Here is an 18588-nt window from a genome sequence, read left to right as displayed (position 1 = left end):
TTCTCTTTCAATTCTCTATATTCCTGCATGCTAAGCGAACTTTTCACCTGAATGTTTTTCTATTCTAATGGAAGTTTGTTAGGCGTACCCGGTTTGCGGGGATATTTAGCAGGTGTTGATTTTTGTTTATGAATAATAATGATTGAGCGCTCACTTTTCTCAAGCGGCAGCTCAAAGGCATACTTTTCCTTCACCTTGCCTCCAAGCGTACTGATTGCTTTTTCAGCTTTGATTATTTCTTCCTCAGCTGATGCGGCTTTCATTGCTACGAAGTGACCGCCTGTTTTAGCAAGGGGCAGGCAAAGCTCGCTCAAAACAGATAGACGCGCTACGGCCCTTGCCGTCACAACGTCATACGTTTCTCTGAATGCTTTGTTTTTTCCAAACGTTTCTGCTCTGTCATGGTAAAGAGATACGCCTGAAAGGTTTAGTGATTTCGTCAGATGATCTAAAAATGTAATTCTCTTTTGAAGAGAATCCACAATTGCAATTTTCAGATGCGGAAAGCAGATTTTAATCGGCAGACTTGGAAACCCTGCACCTGCGCCTACGTCACAAATAGATAACGGTTTTGTAAAATCAAAATAGAAAGCAGCAGAAATAGAATCATAAAAATGCTTAAGATAAACTTCTTTTTTATCTGTAATCGAAGTTAAATTCATTTTTTCATTCCACTCTACAAGCAATTCGTAGTAAGTCTCAAATTGCTCCAGCTGTTCTGACGAAAGAGAGATTCCCTTTTCCTCAAGACTGGATTTAAATAAAGAAATGTCCATACTCAAAACCTTTCTGATCTGCTTTTATTCGCCTGAAACACGAGCTATTTTTCCTTGCTCCAAATAGACGAGAAGGATGGAAATATCTGCAGGGTTAACCCCTGAAATACGGGATGCCTGTGCCATTGAAAGCGGTCTGACCTCTTTCAGTTTCTGGCGAGCTTCAGAAGCAATACCTGAAATAGCATCGTAATCAATATTTTCTGGAATTCTTTTGTTTTCCATTTTCTTCAGCTTTTCAACCTGCTGAAGCGACTTTTCAATATAACCTTCATATTTAATCTGAATTTCAACCTGTTCGGCTATTTCTCCGGAAATATTTTCGTCAGCAGGAGCAAGAGCATGAATATGCTCATAGTTCATTTCAGGGCGTTTCATAAGATCTGATGCACGGATTCCGTCCTTCAGTTCACTGCCGCCTGCTCTTCTGATTAATTCCTGTGTCTGCTCATTTGGTTTGATTATAACCGAATTCAAGCGTTTTTTCTCTGCTTCAATCGCTTCTTTTTTAAGCAAGAAAGTCTTGTAGCGTTCTTCTTTTATAAGTCCAATCTTACGTCCAATATCCGTTAAACGCAAGTCTGCATTATCATGGCGAAGAAGCAGGCGATATTCCGCTCTGGAAGTCAATAAACGATAAGGCTCGTTTGTACCTTTTGTGACTAGATCATCTATTAATACTCCGATATAAGCATCAGAACGGCTTAAGATGACTTCTTCTTTGCCAAGGGCTTTGCTGGCAGCATTAATTCCGGCCATTAAGCCTTGTCCAGCTGCTTCTTCATAGCCAGATGTACCATTAATTTGTCCGGCTGTAAATAGGCCGGGAACCTTTTTCGTTTCAAGGGTTGGCCATAGCTGTGTAGGTACGATGGCATCATATTCGATTGCATATCCTGCACGCATCATTTCCACTTTTTCAAGACCGGGAATGGATGCTAGAATTCTTCGCTGTACATCCTCTGGAAGACTTGTTGATAATCCCTGCACATAAACTTCCTGTGTGTTTCTGCCTTCTGGCTCAAGGAAAATCTGATGACGCGGCTTATCATTAAAACGGACGACCTTATCTTCGATTGAAGGACAGTAGCGCGGTCCAGTTCCTTTAATCATGCCCGAATACATTGGTGAACGATGAAGATTATCGTCGATAATTTTATGAGTTTCTTCGCTTGTGTAAGTCAGCCAGCATGGAAGCTGATCTGTAATGTATTTTGTCGTCTCATAGGAAAAAGCGCGGGGAACGTCGTCACCTGGCTGAATTTCTGTTTTGCTGTAATCAATCGAATGACTGTTTACACGCGGCGGTGTTCCCGTTTTAAAACGAACCATGTCAAGTCCAATTTCCTGCAGATGCTCTGATAATTTTATAGAGGGCTGCTGGTTATTAGGTCCGCTTGAATATTGCAGTTCACCTAAAATAATTTTCCCTCTTAAAAATGTACCTGTAGTCAGAACAACTGTTTTCGCACGGTATTCCGCACCCGTTTGAGTAATAACGCCCATGCACTCTCCGTCTTCAATAATAAGACGGTCTACCATTCCTTGAAGCATTGTAAGATTCCGTTCATTTTCCATCGTCTTTTTCATTTCATGCTGATACGTAAATTTATCCGCCTGAGCACGCAGCGCACGCACAGCCGGTCCTTTGCCTGTATTCAGCATTCTCATTTGAATATGTGTTTTATCGATATTTTTAGCCATTTCTCCGCCCAAAGCATCGATTTCCCGCACAACGATTCCTTTTGCCGGTCCACCTACTGATGGATTACAAGGCATAAAAGCAACCATATCAAGATTGATCGTCAAAGCAAGCGTTTTTGCACCCATTCTCGCAGAAGCGAGGGCGGCCTCAACCCCTGCATGACCTGCACCGACGACAACTACATCATAATCACCTGCATGATATCCCATGGTATTTACCTCCTTTATGAATGAAGCACTTTTCTATTTTTTAATCTAAGTTAAAATGTACATGATTCTTTATATATACAGCCCTTATTTTCCTAAACAGAACTGAGCAAACAGCTGATCAATCAGACTTTCATGAACAGCATCTCCAATGATTTCACCGAGCAGCTCCCACGTACGCGTCAAATCGATTTGTACAAGATCAATCGGCACACCCGCTTCAATCGCTTCAAGTGCATCTTCAATGGTACGTTTTGCCTGTGACAGCAAAGCAATGTGCCTTGTGTTTGAAACATAGGTTAAATCCGAAGCGCCAACGCTGCCTTCGAAAAACAGCGAGCTGATGGATTCTTCAAGCTGATCAATTCCCTGTTCTTCAAGCAGAGAAGTCGTCACTACAGGAGATTCTTTAGCAAGCTCCCTTACCCGTTTCAAATCTACTTTTTGAGGAAGGTCTGTTTTATTGACGATAACAATTACGTCCATTCCGCTTACAGCTTCAAACAGCTGCTCATCCTCTTTTGCAAGAGCTTCACTGTAGTTTAAAACAAGCAGGATAAGATCGGCCTTTTTCAATACCTGTCTAGATTTCTCAACACCGATTCTCTCGACAATGTCCTCTGTCTCCCTAATACCAGCTGTATCAACTAAACGAAGAGGCACGCCCCGAACGTTTACATATTCCTCAATGACATCCCTTGTCGTTCCCGGTATATCTGTTACAATCGCTTTATTTTCATGAATCAGACTATTCAGAAGCGACGATTTGCCTACATTAGGTCTGCCTACGATGACCGTTGAAAGACCCTCTCTTAAAATCTTGCCCTGCTGGGATGTTTGCAGCAGCTTTTCAATCTCGTTTTTGACGAACGTTGCTTTTTCAATCAGCATGCTGTGCGTCATTTCTTCTACATCATCATATTCAGGATAATCTATGTTTACTTCCACATGTGCAAGTGTCTCAAGAATTTCCTGGCGCAGACGCAAAATGAGCTTTGATAATCTTCCTTCCATCTGTCCAAGGGCGACATTCATTGCACGATCTGTTTTTGCTCTTATTAAATCCATCACCGCTTCAGCTTGCGACAAATCAATTCGTCCATTTAAAAACGCTCTCTTCGTAAATTCACCAGGTTCTGCAAGCCGCGCCCCGTGGTTTAATGCAAGCTGCAGGACACGGTTAACTGTTACAATCCCGCCGTGGCAGTTTATTTCTACTATATCTTCCCTCGTAAATGTCTTAGGGCCTTTCAAAACCGAAACCATGACTTCTTCTACAATTTGGCCAGTATCAGGATCTGCAATATGCCCGTAATGAATCGTATGTGAAGGTACCTCTGCCAATCGTTTTCCTGAAGGACCTGAATACAATCTGTCCGCAATCTTGATCGCATCGTCCCCGCTTAATCTGACGATGGCAATTGCTCCCTCTCCCATTGGTGTGGATATTGCTGCAATTGTATCGAATTCCATACGTTTCACCCCGCTTCTTTCAAAATAAATCTATATAGAAATTTCCCATTATATACGCAGTCAAATTTATAAGATATCATAGTTATTTCTTATTGGAAAGAAAAATATATTGAATTATCCACAGACTTAAATTCCGCACAATTCTCTCATTATCATTTTAACTTATCCACATGTTAATAACAATATTTCCAAATGGAAGGTTTCTAAGCCCTTAAGCATAAAAGAAAGCACAAAAAAACCCGCTGATTAAATACCAGCAGGGTTTTGGTGTGTCAGATGAGTATTGTTCGGGCAAAGTCCCGCTAATCGCCTAATTCCTCGGCAGAACAAATCCGCCAAAAAAGTCAAAGTGTCGGATTCTTATCTGTCTTCCTGCGCTAAACAGGCGATTTTACTTTTCTTATTTAGGAGCAATCACCAAATGACGATTAGGTTCTTCTCCAACCGAGTATGTTTTAATCTTGTGCTGCTGGTTAACTAGAGCAGCATGGATAATCTTTCGTTCATATGAAGGCATGGGTTCTAAAGGAACCTCTCTTTTAGTACGAACAGCCTGATGTGCAAGCTTCTGAGCGAGCTGAATTAATGTTTCTTTGCGGCGGGTTCTGTAGTTTTCAGCATCTACTGTAATATGCAAGTAGTGATTAGAATGACGATTTGCCGCGAGCTGTGTCAAATATTGCAGAGAATTAAGCGTTTGTCCGCGCTTTCCAATTAAGAGCGCAACCTTCTCTCCTTCAATTTGAAACGTGACATTTTTGCCTTCCTGAATCATTTCAACCTTTGCTTCCACATTCATATTTCTGATCACTTCTGTCAGAAAACGATGCGCTTCTTCAGCAGGATTTGGAAGTTTTACGGCTTTTACCCTTGCAGGTTTTGCCCCAAACAGTCCTAAAAATCCCTTTTTCCCTTCATCAAGAACGGTAATTTCAACTTCTTTATCGCTTGCATTCAGTTGTGTTAAAGCGGATTGTACTGCTTCTTCGACGCTAAGTCCGGTAGCAGTTATTTCTCTCACTTTTTCGTTCCTCCCGATTTTGAAAGTGCTTTCGCTCTAATATCAGGTCCGTAGATGATCATTGTCTGCACGATCATGAATATATTTCCGACTACCCAATATAAAGATAGTGCAGCTGGGAAGCTGACAGCAAAGATGACGATCATTATTGGCATGATATATAAAAGCATAGCCATTTGCGGATTTTGATTTGCTGTTCCCGCCATTGTCAATTTTTGTTGAATAAATGTTGTAATACCTGCAATGACCGGAAGCAGGAATATTGGATCACGTGATCCCAGGTCAAACCATAGGAAGTTGTGATCTGCAATTGCTTCTGTTCTCATAATTGCATGATAAAAACCAATCAGGATTGGCATTTGAACTAATAATGGAAAACACCCTGCAAGCGGGTTCACTTTATTCTTCTGGAATAAAGCCATTGTTTCCTGCTGCAGTTTTTGCTGTGTTTTTTGATCTTTAGAGCTGTATTTTTCACGCAGCTTTTGCATTTCTGGCTGTAATTCCTGCATCGCTTTTGAGTTTTTGATCTGTTTAATCATTAAAGGCAAGATCGCTAAACGTATGATCAGCGTAACGATAACGATTGACAGTCCGTAGCTGTTACCCATTAATTCTGCAAAATATATGATCAGCCATGACAACGGATACACAATGTAGTGATTCCAGAATCCCTGACTTTCTTCTGTGATTGGCTGATTCACTTCTGTACATCCTGCAAGAAGCATCATGATGCTCATTAAGCCAAGCACTAACAATATTCTCCTTTTCAACCGGTATTCCTCCTAACAAAATAACTAAACCTGCAAGTTCTGCCGACTTTATTCAACACTTATTTTAACATCTTTTAAAAAGGAAAACTTCTTTCATTTTTCACTTTTCTATGTATTTTTTATGGAGTTTTCACGCTGGGGTCTTGCTCTGTGGACTTTTGTTTTTCTGAAAAGGTGCAATAAACTGCTTTTGACTTCATGATAGTCCATTTCGGATGCCGGCTTTCTGGCAATTACTATATAATCAATGCCTGTTTTTAAGCTGTCCTTTTCTTCGAGAAATACTTGCCGGACGAGACGCTTAATTCGGTTTCTTGTGACGGCATTCCCTATTTTTTTACTGACTGATAAACCTAAACGGAATTCTTTTTCTTCAGGCTGACCCAGCATGTAGATCACAAATTGTCTATTTGCCATCGACTTACCATGCTTGAATACTTTTTGGAAGTCTTCGTTTTTTTTGATGCGGTTTTTCTTTTTCATTTCCTCACTCCGGATCCTTGCCTGAAATTCTCCAGCCTGTTGAGAGCTTTTCCATCATTATTTCTTTAACAATATCTATTTAAACAGCTGTTTTTGAAAAACATGGCCCAATCATGAGTAGGATTGGGCCATGTAAAAAAGACCACTGATACTTTTCAGTGGCCTATGCTGATAATACTTTTCTTCCTTTACGACGACGTGCAGCTAGCACTTTACGTCCGTTTTTTGAGCTCATGCGAGCGCGGAAACCGTGAACTTTACTATGTTTGCGATTATTTGGTTGATAAGTTCTTTTCATTATAGACACCTCCCTGAGGAATAGCTGTTAAAGACAGTCTTTCTAATTATAGAGAGTGACCTAGTGAATTGTCAACCATATGACAAAAAAGATCTCACACTGAAAGACTGTTCTCATATTATTTATTGTTTTCATATAGAAATTTTTCAAGTCAGGGAAGATCTTTTCCACTTAAATTAGCAAAATCGAGATAGATTCCGCTAAAAAAAATTTAAAATTCTTTTTGCATTCTGAATCATCAAGTTTTTAAAAAAAGAGCCTAACTAATTATTGATGTACAAATCTATTAAACTTCATAGGCTGTGAATAGTTTTTTCGACATATTTTTTATCCACACCTGTTATCGACAGGTTTCACACAGAACAAACATATGTGGACAATTATTCTCAACAAAGAGCCGGATATGTGGATAAGTTTTATAAAAGCATTGCGCCGCTTCGTTTAATTTGATATTATATTTGTGTTTTCACTCTGAATATCGGAACGTCAATATCCGATTTATCCACACTCTGTGGATAACATGTGGAAAGATTATAAACACCCTGTTAAAAAACTTGTCCACATTTAACGGTTTATGTCGAAAAGACGTTTTTCTACTATATTATATATTTATGCACATTTTGTTCGTTTTGTATTTTTATTCACGGACATCCAGCTGTTGTACAAAACATGTACACATTCATTTTATAGAAAAAGGAGGGAGATGCCTCATATGGAGAATATTGATGAATTATGGAGCAAAGCTTTATCAGAAATTGAAAAAAAGCTGAGCAAGCCAAGTTTTGAAACATGGCTTAAATCCACTAAAGCTCATGCTCTTAAGGGAGATACATTAACAATCACTGCACCAAATGAATTTGCTCGTGACTGGCTTGAATCCAGGTATCTGCATTTAATTGCCAATATCATTTATGAGCTTACCGGCGAGGAATTGCTGATTAAGTTTATTATTCCCCAAAATCAGAATGACGTTGATTTTATGCCGAAGTCACCCCTAAAGCCGATGACTAAAGAGGAAGAACAGATCGAGCTTCCGCAAAATATGCTTAATCCGAAATATACATTTGACACATTCGTAATCGGATCCGGGAACCGTTTTGCCCATGCAGCTTCTCTTGCTGTAGCAGAAGCACCCGCCAAAGCTTATAATCCGCTGTTTATTTATGGGGGAGTAGGACTTGGAAAAACGCATTTAATGCACGCGATTGGCCACTATGTGATTGACCATAAGCCTAACGCTAAAGTCGTTTATTTATCATCAGAAAAGTTTACAAATGAATTTATCAATAGCATTCGCGACAACAAAGCGAAAGACTTCCGCAACAAATACCGCAGTGTCGACGTGCTGCTTATAGATGATATTCAATTTCTTGCAGGGAAAGAACAAACTCAAGAGGAGTTTTTCCATACGTTTAATACACTCCATGAAGAAAGCAAGCAAATTGTTATCTCAAGCGACCGTCCTCCAAAAGAAATTCCCACCTTGGAAGACCGTCTTCGTTCCAGGTTTGAATGGGGTTTAATCACAGATATTACACCGCCGGATTTAGAAACAAGAATTGCCATCCTCAGAAAGAAGGCAAAGGCTGAAGGACTTGATATTCCGAATGAGGTTATGCTTTACATCGCGAATCAAATTGATTCAAATATTCGTGAGCTAGAAGGAGCACTTATCCGAGTTGTAGCTTATTCATCTTTAATTAATAAGGATATAAATGCGGACCTGGCAGCAGAAGCTCTTAAGGATATAATTCCAAGCTCTAAGCCGAGAATGATTACGATTGCTGATATCCAGCGCATGGTCGGTCAGCACTTCAGTGTAAAACTAGAAGACTTCAAAGCAAAAAAACGTACAAAATCAGTGGCGTTCCCAAGACAAATCGCCATGTATCTTTCCAGAGAATTAACGGATTCCTCATTGCCCAAAATTGGCGAAGAATTCGGAGGCCGTGATCATACTACAGTTATTCATGCCCACGAAAAAATTTCTAAGCTGCTTCAGGTCGATGATCAGCTTGTTAAACAGCTAAAAGAGATCGAAAGCATGCTGAAGGGTTCTTAAAAAAGCTTGCACTTATAAAAATTAATATGGATAATGTGAATAACCAAGCACGATTCATACACAGTCTGTCCACAGGTGGATAGGCTGTGTTTCCTTTCGTCAACAGAGTTATACACATTTCCACAGGCCCTACTAGTACTTCTACTATTTTTTCTTTAAATAATATATATATTAAGTGGCTCAATGAAATATGCTCCCATACGAAAAAAAAGGAGGATTTCCCTAAATGAAATTTGTCATCCAAAAAGATCGGTTAGTTCAAAGTGTTCAAGATGTTATGAAGGCTGTATCTTCAAGAACAACGATCCCGATTTTGACAGGAATTAAAATTGTTGCAACAGAAGAAGGTGTCACACTTACAGGAAGCGATTCAGACATCTCGATTGAATCTTTTATTCCTACTGAAGAAAACGGCAAAGAAATTGTTGAAATCAAACAAACTGGAAGCATCGTTCTTCAAGCCCGCTTTTTTGGGGAAATCGTTAAAAAACTTCCGAAAGAATCGGTAGAAATAGAAGTTCTAGGCCATCATATGACCGTCATCCGTTCAGGCAAAGCAGAATTTAATCTGAATGGGCTGGATGCTGAAGAGTATCCTCATCTGCCTCAAGTAGAAGAACATAATAGTTTTAGAGTACCGACAGATTTATTAAAAACGATGATCCGTCAAACTGTATTCTCAGTCTCAACTTCAGAAACTCGTCCGATTTTGACAGGGGTTAACTGGAAGCTTGAAAATAGAGAATTAACCTGTATTGCAACAGACAGTCACCGTCTGGCGCTCCGCAAAGCAAAAATTGAAACGGAGACAGACAGCTCTTATAATGTCGTTATTCCTGGAAAAAGCTTAAATGAATTAAGCAAAATTCTTGCAGACACAAGTGATGAAATTGAAATTGTCATTACAGAAAGCCAAGTCCTTTTTAAAGCTGAAAATTTACTTTTCTTCTCAAGGCTTTTGGACGGCAACTATCCAGATACAACGAGACTTATTCCTGCTGAGAGCAAAACGGACATGGTGCTGAATACAAGAGAATTTCTTCAAGCCATCGACCGTGCATCCCTTCTTGCAAAAGAAGGAAGAAATAACGTGGTTAAGTTTTCAACCCTCGAAGAAGGCATTGTAGAAGTTTCTTCAAACACCCCGGAAATCGGAAAAGTGATTGAGGAAGTACAGACTCAGGAAATAACAGGAGAGGAATTAAAAATCTCATTCAGTGCAAAATATATGATGGATGCATTAAAAGCACTTGAAGGAACGGAAATTAAAATCAGCTTTACGGGTGCAATGAGACCATTTTTGATCCGCACTCCAGAAGATGATTCCATTCTCCAATTAATTCTTCCTGTCAGAACGTATTAATTAAACAAGCTGCTGGCACAAGCTGGCAGCTTTTCTTTTCTATTCGCAGGACCTTATACCCACTTCCTGTTCATCTGAGGTGGACACTGTGATTCTTGATAACGAACAAATGTGGAGTAAAGTTTTTAAAGGTTTAATTATGTATTGTTAAAGTATAAAGAAGTTTAGTAAAATTAACTGTTGGAGACTTAAAGAAAGAAGGCGATCCGTAGTGTCAATAAAACCAGTAAAAATTGAGACAGAATATATTACGCTTGGACAGTTCTTAAAGCTTGCTGAAGTCATTCAGACAGGCGGTATGGCCAAATGGTTTTTGCAGGAATATGCGATTTTTGTAAATGGCGAGCCTGAAAACCGCCGCGGAAAAAAACTGGTTGCTGATGATACGGTTGATATTCCAGACTTTGGCTCTTTTATCGTGAAAAACTAAGGCTCTTTTCTAAAAAGTCCGCCATTTATATATAAGATAATCTGAATGATTGAACACTCTCTTTACAAAAGAGCAAAAACTAAAGTTGGTGAACGGATTTGTTTATCAAAGAATTAACGCTGCGGAATTTCAGGAATTATGAAGAGCTGACCGTGGAGTTTGAAAATAAGGTCAATGTTATTTTAGGGGAGAATGCCCAGGGCAAGACAAATGTGATGGAAGCGATCTACGTTTTAGCCATGGCAAAGTCTCATCGCACCTCAAATGACAAAGATCTTATCTATTGGGACAAGGAATATGCTAAAATAGAAGGCAGAGTAGAAAAACACAGCGGCTCTGTCGCCATGCAGCTCGTTGTCTCGAAAAAAGGGAAAAAAGCGAAGCTGAATCATATTGAACAGCAGAAATTGAGCCAGTATGTAGGGGCAATGAATGTCATTATGTTTGCACCCGAGGATCTCAATCTCGTGAAGGGAAGCCCCCAAATCAGAAGACGTTTTATTGATATGGAAATTGGACAGGTTTCTCCTGTCTATCTGCATGATTTAAATAGATTTCAAAAAATTATGCTGCAGCGGAATCAGTATTTAAAGCAGATGCAGATGCGCAAACAAACGGATCGCACCATGCTTGATGTACTAACTTCACAGCTGGCAGAGTCTGCAGCAAAAGTTATTTTAAAACGGATTGAGTTCATAGAGAAGCTGCAAAAGTGGGCCCAGCCGATTCACACAGGCATCAGCAGAGGACTTGAAACGTTAACAATTGAGTATAAAGCATCTGTGGATGTATCAGAAGAGGCAAGTTTGTCGAAAATGATAGAAGCATATGAAGAGAAGTTTGATAAAATAAAAGATAGAGAAATCGAGCGCGGCGCAACACTTGCTGGTCCCCACAGAGATGATCTCTTATTTTTTGTGAATGGGCGCGATGTGCAGACATTCGGTTCACAGGGGCAGCAGCGGACAACCGCATTATCGCTGAAGCTGGCAGAAATCGAATTGATTCATGAGGAAATTGGAGAATACCCGATTTTGCTTCTCGATGATGTTTTATCAGAACTCGACGATTACAGACAATCGCATTTATTAAATACGATTCAAGGGAAAGTGCAGACATTTGTTACTACAACAAGTGTTGAAGGCATTGACCATCAGACGCTGAAAGAAGCAACGACATACCGTGTTGCAAAAGGCAGGCTGACACGCTGAAAAGAGGTGGTTTTTCTTGTATATTCACCTGGGAGACAATTTTGTGATTCCCTCAAAAGAAGTTGTCATGATTGTTGATCATCAATCTTCAAAAACATCCGGGATTGTCAGTGAGTTTTTAGAAAAACATCAGAATCATACAGTCAAGCTTGCGAGCGGCGAGACAAAATCTATTGTTGTAACCACAGATAAAATCTATTTTTCCCCTCTTGCTTCAGGCACGTTGAAAAAACGCGCGAAATTCACATTTGACATAGAAATGGTTGCGGATGAACCATTCAAAAATCATTCTCAATAATTTTTATAAGCCCTTAAGAAAAGTGTAGGTGATCATAGTGGCGATGGAACAAAAACAAGTCGAACAGCAAACTTATGATGAAAACCAAATACAAGTATTAGAAGGCTTAGAAGCTGTCCGGAAACGTCCTGGGATGTATATTGGATCAACAGCAGCAAAAGGTCTTCACCATCTCGTTTGGGAAATTGTTGATAACAGTATTGACGAAGCTCTTGCTGGTTATTGTGACGAAATTAACATTATTGTTGAAGAAGATAACAGCATTACCGTAAAAGACAATGGCCGCGGAATTCCGGTCGGGATTCATGAAAAGATGGGCCGCCCAGCGGTTGAAGTCATCATGACCGTTCTCCATGCCGGAGGAAAGTTCGGCGGCGGAGGCTACAAAGTATCAGGCGGACTGCATGGCGTTGGTGCATCTGTAGTTAACGCGCTTTCGACAGTCCTTGAGGTTACCGTATACCGAGAAGGCAAAATTCATTATCAAAAATTCGAGCGCGGTGTGCCTGCCGGTGATTTGGAAGTCATAGGAGAAAGTGAACTAACAGGAACGACAACTCACTTTTGCCCTGATCCGGAAATTTTCACGGAAACGGTTGAATATGACTTTGACACCCTCGCAAATCGCTTAAGAGAATTAGCTTTCTTAAACCGTAATATTAAAATTACTATTGAAGATAAACGCGAAAATAAACGCAAAAAGGAATACTTATACGAGGGCGGAATTAAGTCATATGTCGAGCATTTAAACCGTACACGTGAAGTTATTCATGAAGAGCCTGTCTACATGGAAGGCGAAAAGGACGGCATTACAGTTGAGGTTGCCTTGCAATACAATGATTCTTACACAAGCAATATTTATTCTTTTGCCAACAATATTCATACGTATGAAGGCGGAACTCATGAAGCTGGATTTAAAACAGCTCTTACTAGAGTAATTAATGACTATGCCCGTAAAAATGGCGCATTTAAAGAAAATGATGCCAATCTGACGGGTGATGATGTCCGTGAAGGAATAACTGCGATTATCTCTGTTAAGCATCCTGACCCGCAGTTTGAAGGACAAACCAAAACAAAATTAGGCAACTCGGAAACACGAACGGTTACTGATAATCTTTTTGCAGAAGGTTTTGAGAAGTTTTTATTGGAAAACCCTTCAACTGCCAAGAAAATTCTGGAAAAAGGATTAATGGCATCGAGAGCCCGTCTTGCAGCAAAAAAAGCACGTGAATTAACACGCCGCAAAAGCGCCCTTGAAATTTCGAACTTGCCGGGTAAACTGGCAGACTGTTCTTCTAAAGACCCTTCTATTTCTGAATTATATGTCGTTGAGGGTGACTCTGCGGGAGGTTCTGCAAAACAAGGCCGTGACCGTCATTTCCAGGCAATCCTTCCGTTAAGAGGAAAAATCATTAACGTTGAAAAAGCCCGTCTGGATAAAATTCTTTCCAATAACGAGATCCGCACGATCATTACCGCTCTCGGAACAGGGATCGCAGAAGATTTCGATATATCAAAGGCGCGTTATCATAAAATAATTATCATGACTGATGCTGACGTGGATGGCGCCCATATCCGGACGCTTCTGCTTACATTCTTCTACCGCTACATGCGTCAAATCATTGAAAATGGATTTGTCTACATTGCACAGCCGCCTTTATATAAAGTGCAGCAGGGTAAACGAATTGAATATGCGTACAACGACAGAGAAATGGAGAAGCTGATGGCAGAACTGCCTGCTAATCCAAAACCGGGCATCCAGCGCTATAAAGGTCTTGGGGAAATGAACCCTGAGCAGCTTTGGGAAACAACGATGGACCCTAGCACAAGAACATTCCTTCAAGTTACTTTAGAAGATGCAATGGAAGCAGACGAAACATTTGACATCCTTATGGGTGACAAAGTAGAGCCCCGCCGAAATTTCATTGAAGGCAATGCTCAATACGTAAAAAATCTGGATATCTAGCAAGAAATTCGGATTCGGAAATACGGCTTTATCATAAAGAACAGGAAAGCAGAATACGTGCTTTGCCTGTTCTTTTTTTCTCCTGCTTATGAAATTGCGAGAAGCCCACTACTTTTTAAGTTGTCCTGCATATCTTTATAAAAGTAGGCAATTTATCTAAGCAGGAGGCGTAAAGATGAATAATCAGCCATTTTATAATCAAGAAGACTTACGGCGTCCATTTTGGTTTGGAAGACCTGGATTCGGATTCGGCAGACCCGGGTTTGGTTTTGGAAGACTGGGTTTTGGGTTTCCATTTGCAACTGGGTTTATTGGAGGGCTTGCAGCAGGAGCATTATTAACTCCTGGATATGGATTTGGTTATCCATATTATCCGTATTATCCGCCGTATCCATATCCGTACTACCCTTATTACTATTAACAGCCGAAAAACATCCGGTAAGGATGTTTTTTCTTTTTGTGAAATCAAGATCTGAAAAATTTATTAATTTTTTATGATCTATATAAAAGCTCTCTCCGTTAGTCATAGTGTAAATATTCGCTAAACTAAAAGAACAAGGAGAGACCAGTTTAATTAAATTTGAAGCAGCCACATCGTGTACTTTGTAGACTACGTAAATGCAACTGCTGAAAACAATGAAGAAGGAAAAGAAATGGCTGCAGCAGAATTGGATGAGTACCGAGCAGAACAGGCGGCATTCCTTGATGCTGCAACAGAGGGACGCTTAAAAGCGGCTGACCTTGAGGCGGGCCTTAAAGAGCATATTGATCAATTAGTGAATGCATTCAACAGCTATACCGGCAAAGATTATCCTGCAGCTTATGAAACTATTCACGTTGCATAAACGCATATGTTTGGAGTAGGCCAAGCGATGTCTGGTACTATTGTTGATCAGTTTCCTGAAAAATTCGAAGGCGAAAAATCATCTGAAATGCCTAAAACAGGTATGGGCGGTATAAGCGAAACAAACAGCAGGGCAATTTTATGGAGCTTTTTTGGATTTATCCTGGCTTCCGCTGCGATTGCAATGATTGCTCGCAGAAAATCTGTAAATAACTAAGCGGGATGAAGCAAGGGGGCAGAGATGTCCTCTTTTTTCTATCTTTTATTCCTTCTTATGCTTTCCGGCTGTGAAAAAAAGGGAATAAGGCGGATCTCAGTACAGCTGAGGCAGGCGACACAAATGGTGATTCTGATAAAAATCAATTTCTTTCCCCCCCTTCTATCCCCCCCGGATAGTATGAAGTTAAAAAAGAGAGAGAAGGAATTGTACCCTCTGGAAAAACAATTATTTTAGAAGTTTTAGGTATAGGTTCTTATAATCGGAAGAATGCTCCAGTGAATAAAATTTTCGACATCTCATACACAAGCAAACTCAGGTTTAATTACATGTACCGGTACATTTAATCAAGAAGAGCGTACGCATGAAGAAAGATTGGTTGTCTATACTGAATTAAAGAATCACAAAACTGGAATCCTTGCCTCAACAGGCAGGGATTCTTTAGATGAATCGCATTTTTATCTGAATTTGACGTGTAATGTCATAGGTTTATTGATATAATGGAGAGTAGGCTATTATTTAATTTTATTCAGCCATATATAATCAGTTTGATATATTGTCAACAAGATTTAAAAGATCAAAAGTTTCCGGAGACCTTTAACTCCCGTTTTTTTTTGAGATAAGAAAGTATAAAAATTTGCGCATCTTTGTCAAAGCTCCAGCGCCTGGATCCTCGGTTAAACAAGGCGCTTCCGCTTTTCTGGCAGGAGCTATATAGCTATATAGATTAGGGAGGTTCAAACATGGAAGAAAATAAAACTCCTCAAGTAAAAGAGATTAATATTAGTCATGAAATGCGCTCATCTTTTTTGGATTATGCGATGAGTGTTATTGTTTCGCGTGCGCTTCCCGATGTTCGTGACGGGTTAAAGCCTGTTCACCGCCGTATTTTATATGCGATGAATGATTTAGGGATGACATCTGATAAACCGTTTAAGAAATCTGCCCGTATCGTCGGAGAAGTTATCGGTAAGTATCACCCTCATGGTGACAGTGCCGTTTATGATTCAATGGTCCGAATGGCACAAAATTTCAACTTCAGATATATGCTTGTAGATGGACATGGCAACTTCGGTTCAGTCGATGGCGACGGAGCTGCGGCTATGCGTTATACAGAGGCTCGCATGTCCAAAATTGCGATGGAACTTATTCGCGATATCAATAAAGATACAATCGACTATCAGGACAACTATGACGGTTCAGAACGAGAGCCGGTTGTCCTTCCGTCCCGATACCCTAATTTGCTCGTAAACGGCGCAGCGGGTATCGCAGTCGGCATGGCAACAAATATCCCTCCACATCAGCTGGGAGAAGTCATCGACGGTGTACTTGCTGTAAGTAAAGATCCGGATGTGAGCATTCCTGAGCTGATGGAAATCATTCCGGGACCGGATTTCCCAACAGCTGGTCAGATTATTGGCCGAAGCGGGATTCGCAAAGCCTATGAAACAGGCCGCGGATCTATTACAATCCGGGCTAAAGTGGAAATAGAGGAAAAGGCATCAGGTAAAGAAGTCATTATCGTAAGAGAACTTCCTTACCAGGTAAATAAAGCGAAGTTAATTGAAAAAATTGCGGAGCTTGTGCGTGACAAGAAAATTGAGGGTATCACCGATCTGCGTGATGAATCAGACCGCAACGGAATGCGTATTGTCATTGAAGTGCGTAAAGATGCTAATTCAAATGTTCTTTTAAATAATCTATACAAACAGACTGCCCTTCAGACAAGCTTCGGCATCAATATGCTCGCACTTGTAAATGGCCAGCCTCAAGTATTGAACCTTAAACAGTTCCTAGTATACTATCTGGATCATCAGAAGGTGATTATTCGCCGCCGCACAGCGTTTGAACTTCGTAAAGCGGAAGCACGTGCGCATATTTTAGAGGGCTTGAGAATTGCACTGGATCACCTGGATGAAGTGATCGCCCTGATCCGCAGCTCTCAGACAACTGATATCGCACGTCTTGGTCTGATGGATAATTTCTCCCTTTCTGAAAAACAGGCACAGGCGATTCTTGATATGCGTCTGCAGCGTTTAACAGGACTTGAAAGAGAGAAAATCGAAGAAGAGTACCAGGGACTTGTGCAGCTGATTGCAGAATTAAAAGCAATCCTCGCAGACGATGAAAAAGTCCTTGAAATTATCCGCGAGGAATTAGAAGAAATTAAAGATCGTTTTAACGATATGCGCCGTACAGAAATTGTATCCGGCGGAATTGAAATGATCGAAGATGAAGATCTGATTCCTGTTGAAAATATCGTTATTACTCTTACTCATAATGGCTATATTAAGAGACTCCCTATCTCAACCTACCGCAGCCAGCGCCGTGGAGGCAGAGGGATTCAGGGCATGGGTACGAATGAGGATGATTTCGTAGAACATCTTTTAACAACATCTACTCATGACACGATTCTTTTCTTTACGAATAAAGGGAAAGTTTACCGTACAAAAGGATATGAAATTCCAGAGTACGGAAGAACAGCTAAAGGGCTTCCGATTATTAACCTTCTGGAAATAGAAAAAGGCGAATGGGTGAATGCCATCATTCCTGTTTCTGAATTCGCAGACGATTGGTCATTATTCTTTACAACAAAAGAAGGAATATCTAAACGTTCACCTCTGACTCAATTCGCAAATATCAGAAAAGGCGGCTTGATCGCAGTTAACCTGCGTGAAAACGATGAACTTATTTCTGTCCGTTTAACAGATGGAACGAAGCACATCATGATCGGCACGAAAAAGGGAATGCTGATTCGCTTCCCTGAAACGGATGTGCGTTCAATGGGACGTACCGCGACAGGTGTAAAAGGGATTACACTCGACTCTGACGATGAAGTTGTCGGAATGGAAATCCTTGAAGAAGATGTCGATGTTCTTGTCGTAACCCGCAATGGATTCGGGAAACGAACGCCTGCAGCTGAATATCGGATTCAAAGCCGAGGCGGTAAAGGAATTAAAACATGTAACGTCACGGAGAAAAACGGTACAGTGATTTCTGTAAAACCTTCTACAGGAGAAGAGGACCTCATGCTGATTACAGCAAGCGGTGTTCTTATCCGAATGGCTATCGACAGTATCTCTACAACCGGCCGTAATACACAGGGTGTTAAGCTGATTAAACTTGGTGACGAAGAGCATGTTGCAACTGTTGCCGTCGTAGAAAAAGAAGAACTTGAACCGGAAGATGCTGAGCTTTTGGAAAATGAAGAAGGGTCACAGGAAGATTCATCTGCAGAACAAAACTTAACTGAAGAAAATTCTGTCGAAGACTCCTCTGATGAACCAGATACAGAAGAATAAGCAAATGAAAGACATAGCCTGAAAAGCTATGTCTTTTTTTATGCTCTTTTCGTAACTTTGTTGCTGTCATTTGTCAGTGAAAAAATCGGCTTTGGGCACTAATTAACTTCAATATCTGTTATACCATGATAAGAGAGCGGTATGAAACTTAATATGTGTA

At 40.4% G+C, this 18588-nt stretch carries 17 protein-coding genes; 10 read left to right on the top strand and 7 right to left on the bottom strand.

Annotated features, from left to right (window positions below):
* Positions 1–59: 59 nt before the first annotated feature.
* From rsmG to rpmH, 7 genes are all read right to left on the bottom strand, one after another.
* Positions 60–776, bottom strand: coding sequence for a 16S rRNA (guanine(527)-N(7))-methyltransferase RsmG (gene rsmG / locus QFZ72_RS02095; protein ID WP_307428802.1), 717 nt, complete (start codon positions 774–776; stop codon positions 60–62).
* 24 nt (positions 777–800) lie between these two features.
* Positions 801–2690, bottom strand: coding sequence for a tRNA uridine-5-carboxymethylaminomethyl(34) synthesis enzyme MnmG (gene mnmG / locus QFZ72_RS02090; RefSeq protein WP_307428799.1), 1890 nt, complete (start codon positions 2688–2690; stop codon positions 801–803).
* 84 nt (positions 2691–2774) lie between these two features.
* Positions 2775–4160, bottom strand: coding sequence for a tRNA uridine-5-carboxymethylaminomethyl(34) synthesis GTPase MnmE (gene mnmE / locus QFZ72_RS02085; RefSeq protein WP_307428796.1), 1386 nt, complete (start codon positions 4158–4160; stop codon positions 2775–2777).
* A 400-nt stretch (positions 4161–4560) separates the two neighbouring features.
* Complete coding sequence (jag, locus tag QFZ72_RS02080; RefSeq protein WP_307428793.1) at positions 4561–5181, bottom strand: RNA-binding cell elongation regulator Jag/EloR; 621 nt, start codon at positions 5179–5181, stop codon at positions 4561–4563.
* The gene (gene spoIIIJ / locus QFZ72_RS02075) at positions 5178–5954 is read right to left on the bottom strand and encodes a YidC family membrane integrase SpoIIIJ (RefSeq protein ID WP_307428790.1); all 777 of its coding nucleotides are present in this window, start codon (positions 5952–5954) and stop codon (positions 5178–5180) included. Before spoIIIJ ends, jag begins: the two co-directional genes overlap by 4 nt.
* A gap of 108 nt (positions 5955–6062) precedes the next feature.
* Positions 6063–6437 carry a ribonuclease P protein component gene (gene rnpA, locus QFZ72_RS02070; RefSeq protein WP_223438835.1) on the bottom strand — a complete coding sequence of 125 codons (375 nt, stop codon included), beginning with the start codon at positions 6435–6437 and terminating at the stop codon, positions 6063–6065.
* 163 nt (positions 6438–6600) lie between these two features.
* Positions 6601–6735: a 50S ribosomal protein L34 gene (gene rpmH, locus QFZ72_RS02065; RefSeq protein WP_029282916.1), complete on the bottom strand. Its 135-nt coding sequence runs from the start codon at positions 6733–6735 to the stop codon at positions 6601–6603.
* Between the two features lie 712 nt (positions 6736–7447).
* Here rpmH and dnaA point away from each other — a divergent pair.
* The 10 genes from dnaA (at position 7448) to gyrA (ending at position 18428) form a co-directional block, all read left to right on the top strand.
* Entirely contained in the window at positions 7448–8797 is a 1350-nt protein-coding gene (gene dnaA / locus QFZ72_RS02060; RefSeq protein WP_307428781.1) for a chromosomal replication initiator protein DnaA, read from the top strand.
* A 226-nt stretch (positions 8798–9023) separates the two neighbouring features.
* Positions 9024–10160 carry a DNA polymerase III subunit beta gene (gene dnaN / locus QFZ72_RS02055; RefSeq protein ID WP_307428779.1) on the top strand — a complete coding sequence of 379 codons (1137 nt, stop codon included), beginning with the start codon at positions 9024–9026 and terminating at the stop codon, positions 10158–10160.
* 217 nt (positions 10161–10377) lie between these two features.
* Positions 10378–10590: a S4 domain-containing protein YaaA gene (gene yaaA / locus QFZ72_RS02050; RefSeq protein WP_223443758.1), complete on the top strand. Its 213-nt coding sequence runs from the start codon at positions 10378–10380 to the stop codon at positions 10588–10590.
* 98 nt (positions 10591–10688) lie between these two features.
* Entirely contained in the window at positions 10689–11801 is a 1113-nt protein-coding gene (recF, locus tag QFZ72_RS02045) for a DNA replication/repair protein RecF (protein WP_307428776.1), read from the top strand.
* Between the two features lie 16 nt (positions 11802–11817).
* Positions 11818–12099 carry an extracellular matrix regulator RemB gene (gene remB, locus QFZ72_RS02040; protein WP_223438839.1) on the top strand — a complete coding sequence of 94 codons (282 nt, stop codon included), beginning with the start codon at positions 11818–11820 and terminating at the stop codon, positions 12097–12099.
* Between the two features lie 43 nt (positions 12100–12142).
* Positions 12143–14065, top strand: a complete 1923-nt coding sequence (gene gyrB, locus QFZ72_RS02035; RefSeq protein ID WP_307428771.1) for a DNA topoisomerase (ATP-hydrolyzing) subunit B — start codon at positions 12143–12145, stop codon at positions 14063–14065.
* A gap of 175 nt (positions 14066–14240) precedes the next feature.
* A complete protein-coding gene (locus QFZ72_RS02030) occupies positions 14241–14486 on the top strand; it encodes a spore coat protein (RefSeq protein WP_307428768.1) in 246 nt (81 codons plus the stop codon).
* Between the two features lie 175 nt (positions 14487–14661).
* Positions 14662–14910 carry a hypothetical protein gene (locus QFZ72_RS02025; RefSeq protein ID WP_307428765.1) on the top strand — a complete coding sequence of 83 codons (249 nt, stop codon included), beginning with the start codon at positions 14662–14664 and terminating at the stop codon, positions 14908–14910.
* 27 nt (positions 14911–14937) lie between these two features.
* The gene (locus QFZ72_RS02020; RefSeq protein WP_307428763.1) at positions 14938–15126 is read left to right on the top strand and encodes a hypothetical protein; all 189 of its coding nucleotides are present in this window, start codon (positions 14938–14940) and stop codon (positions 15124–15126) included.
* A gap of 743 nt (positions 15127–15869) precedes the next feature.
* The gene (gene gyrA / locus QFZ72_RS02015; protein ID WP_307428761.1) at positions 15870–18428 is read left to right on the top strand and encodes a DNA gyrase subunit A; all 2559 of its coding nucleotides are present in this window, start codon (positions 15870–15872) and stop codon (positions 18426–18428) included.
* The last annotated feature ends 160 nt before the right edge of the window (positions 18429–18588 follow it).

The organism is Bacillus sp. V2I10 (assembly GCF_030817055.1).
GTDB lineage: Bacteria > Bacillota > Bacilli > Bacillales > Bacillaceae > Bacillus_P.
Note: the sequence above shows the minus strand (reverse complement) of the source record. Positions and strands in the feature narration are given on the sequence as shown.

Excerpts from the sequence above, each read along its gene's own strand:
- rsmG (WP_307428802.1), bottom strand. The coding sequence starts at position 776 with ATGGACATTTCTTTATTTAAATCCAGTCTTGAGGAAAAGGGAATCTCT.
- mnmG (WP_307428799.1), bottom strand. The coding sequence starts at position 2,690 with ATGGGATATCATGCAGGTGATTATGATGTAGTTGTCGTCGGTGCAGGT.
- mnmE (WP_307428796.1), bottom strand. The coding sequence starts at position 4,160 with ATGGAATTCGATACAATTGCAGCAATATCCACACCAATGGGAGAGGGA.
- rnpA (WP_223438835.1), bottom strand. The coding sequence starts at position 6,437 with ATGAAAAAGAAAAACCGCATCAAAAAAAACGAAGACTTCCAAAAAGTA.
- rpmH (WP_029282916.1), bottom strand. The coding sequence starts at position 6,735 with ATGAAAAGAACTTATCAACCAAATAATCGCAAACATAGTAAAGTTCAC.
- dnaA (WP_307428781.1), top strand. The coding sequence starts at position 7,448 with ATGGAGAATATTGATGAATTATGGAGCAAAGCTTTATCAGAAATTGAA.
- dnaN (WP_307428779.1), top strand. The coding sequence starts at position 9,024 with ATGAAATTTGTCATCCAAAAAGATCGGTTAGTTCAAAGTGTTCAAGAT.
- gyrB (WP_307428771.1), top strand. The coding sequence starts at position 12,143 with ATGGAACAAAAACAAGTCGAACAGCAAACTTATGATGAAAACCAAATA.
- QFZ72_RS02030 (WP_307428768.1), top strand. The coding sequence starts at position 14,241 with ATGAATAATCAGCCATTTTATAATCAAGAAGACTTACGGCGTCCATTT.
- QFZ72_RS02020 (WP_307428763.1), top strand. The coding sequence starts at position 14,938 with ATGTCTGGTACTATTGTTGATCAGTTTCCTGAAAAATTCGAAGGCGAA.
- gyrA (WP_307428761.1), top strand. The coding sequence starts at position 15,870 with ATGGAAGAAAATAAAACTCCTCAAGTAAAAGAGATTAATATTAGTCAT.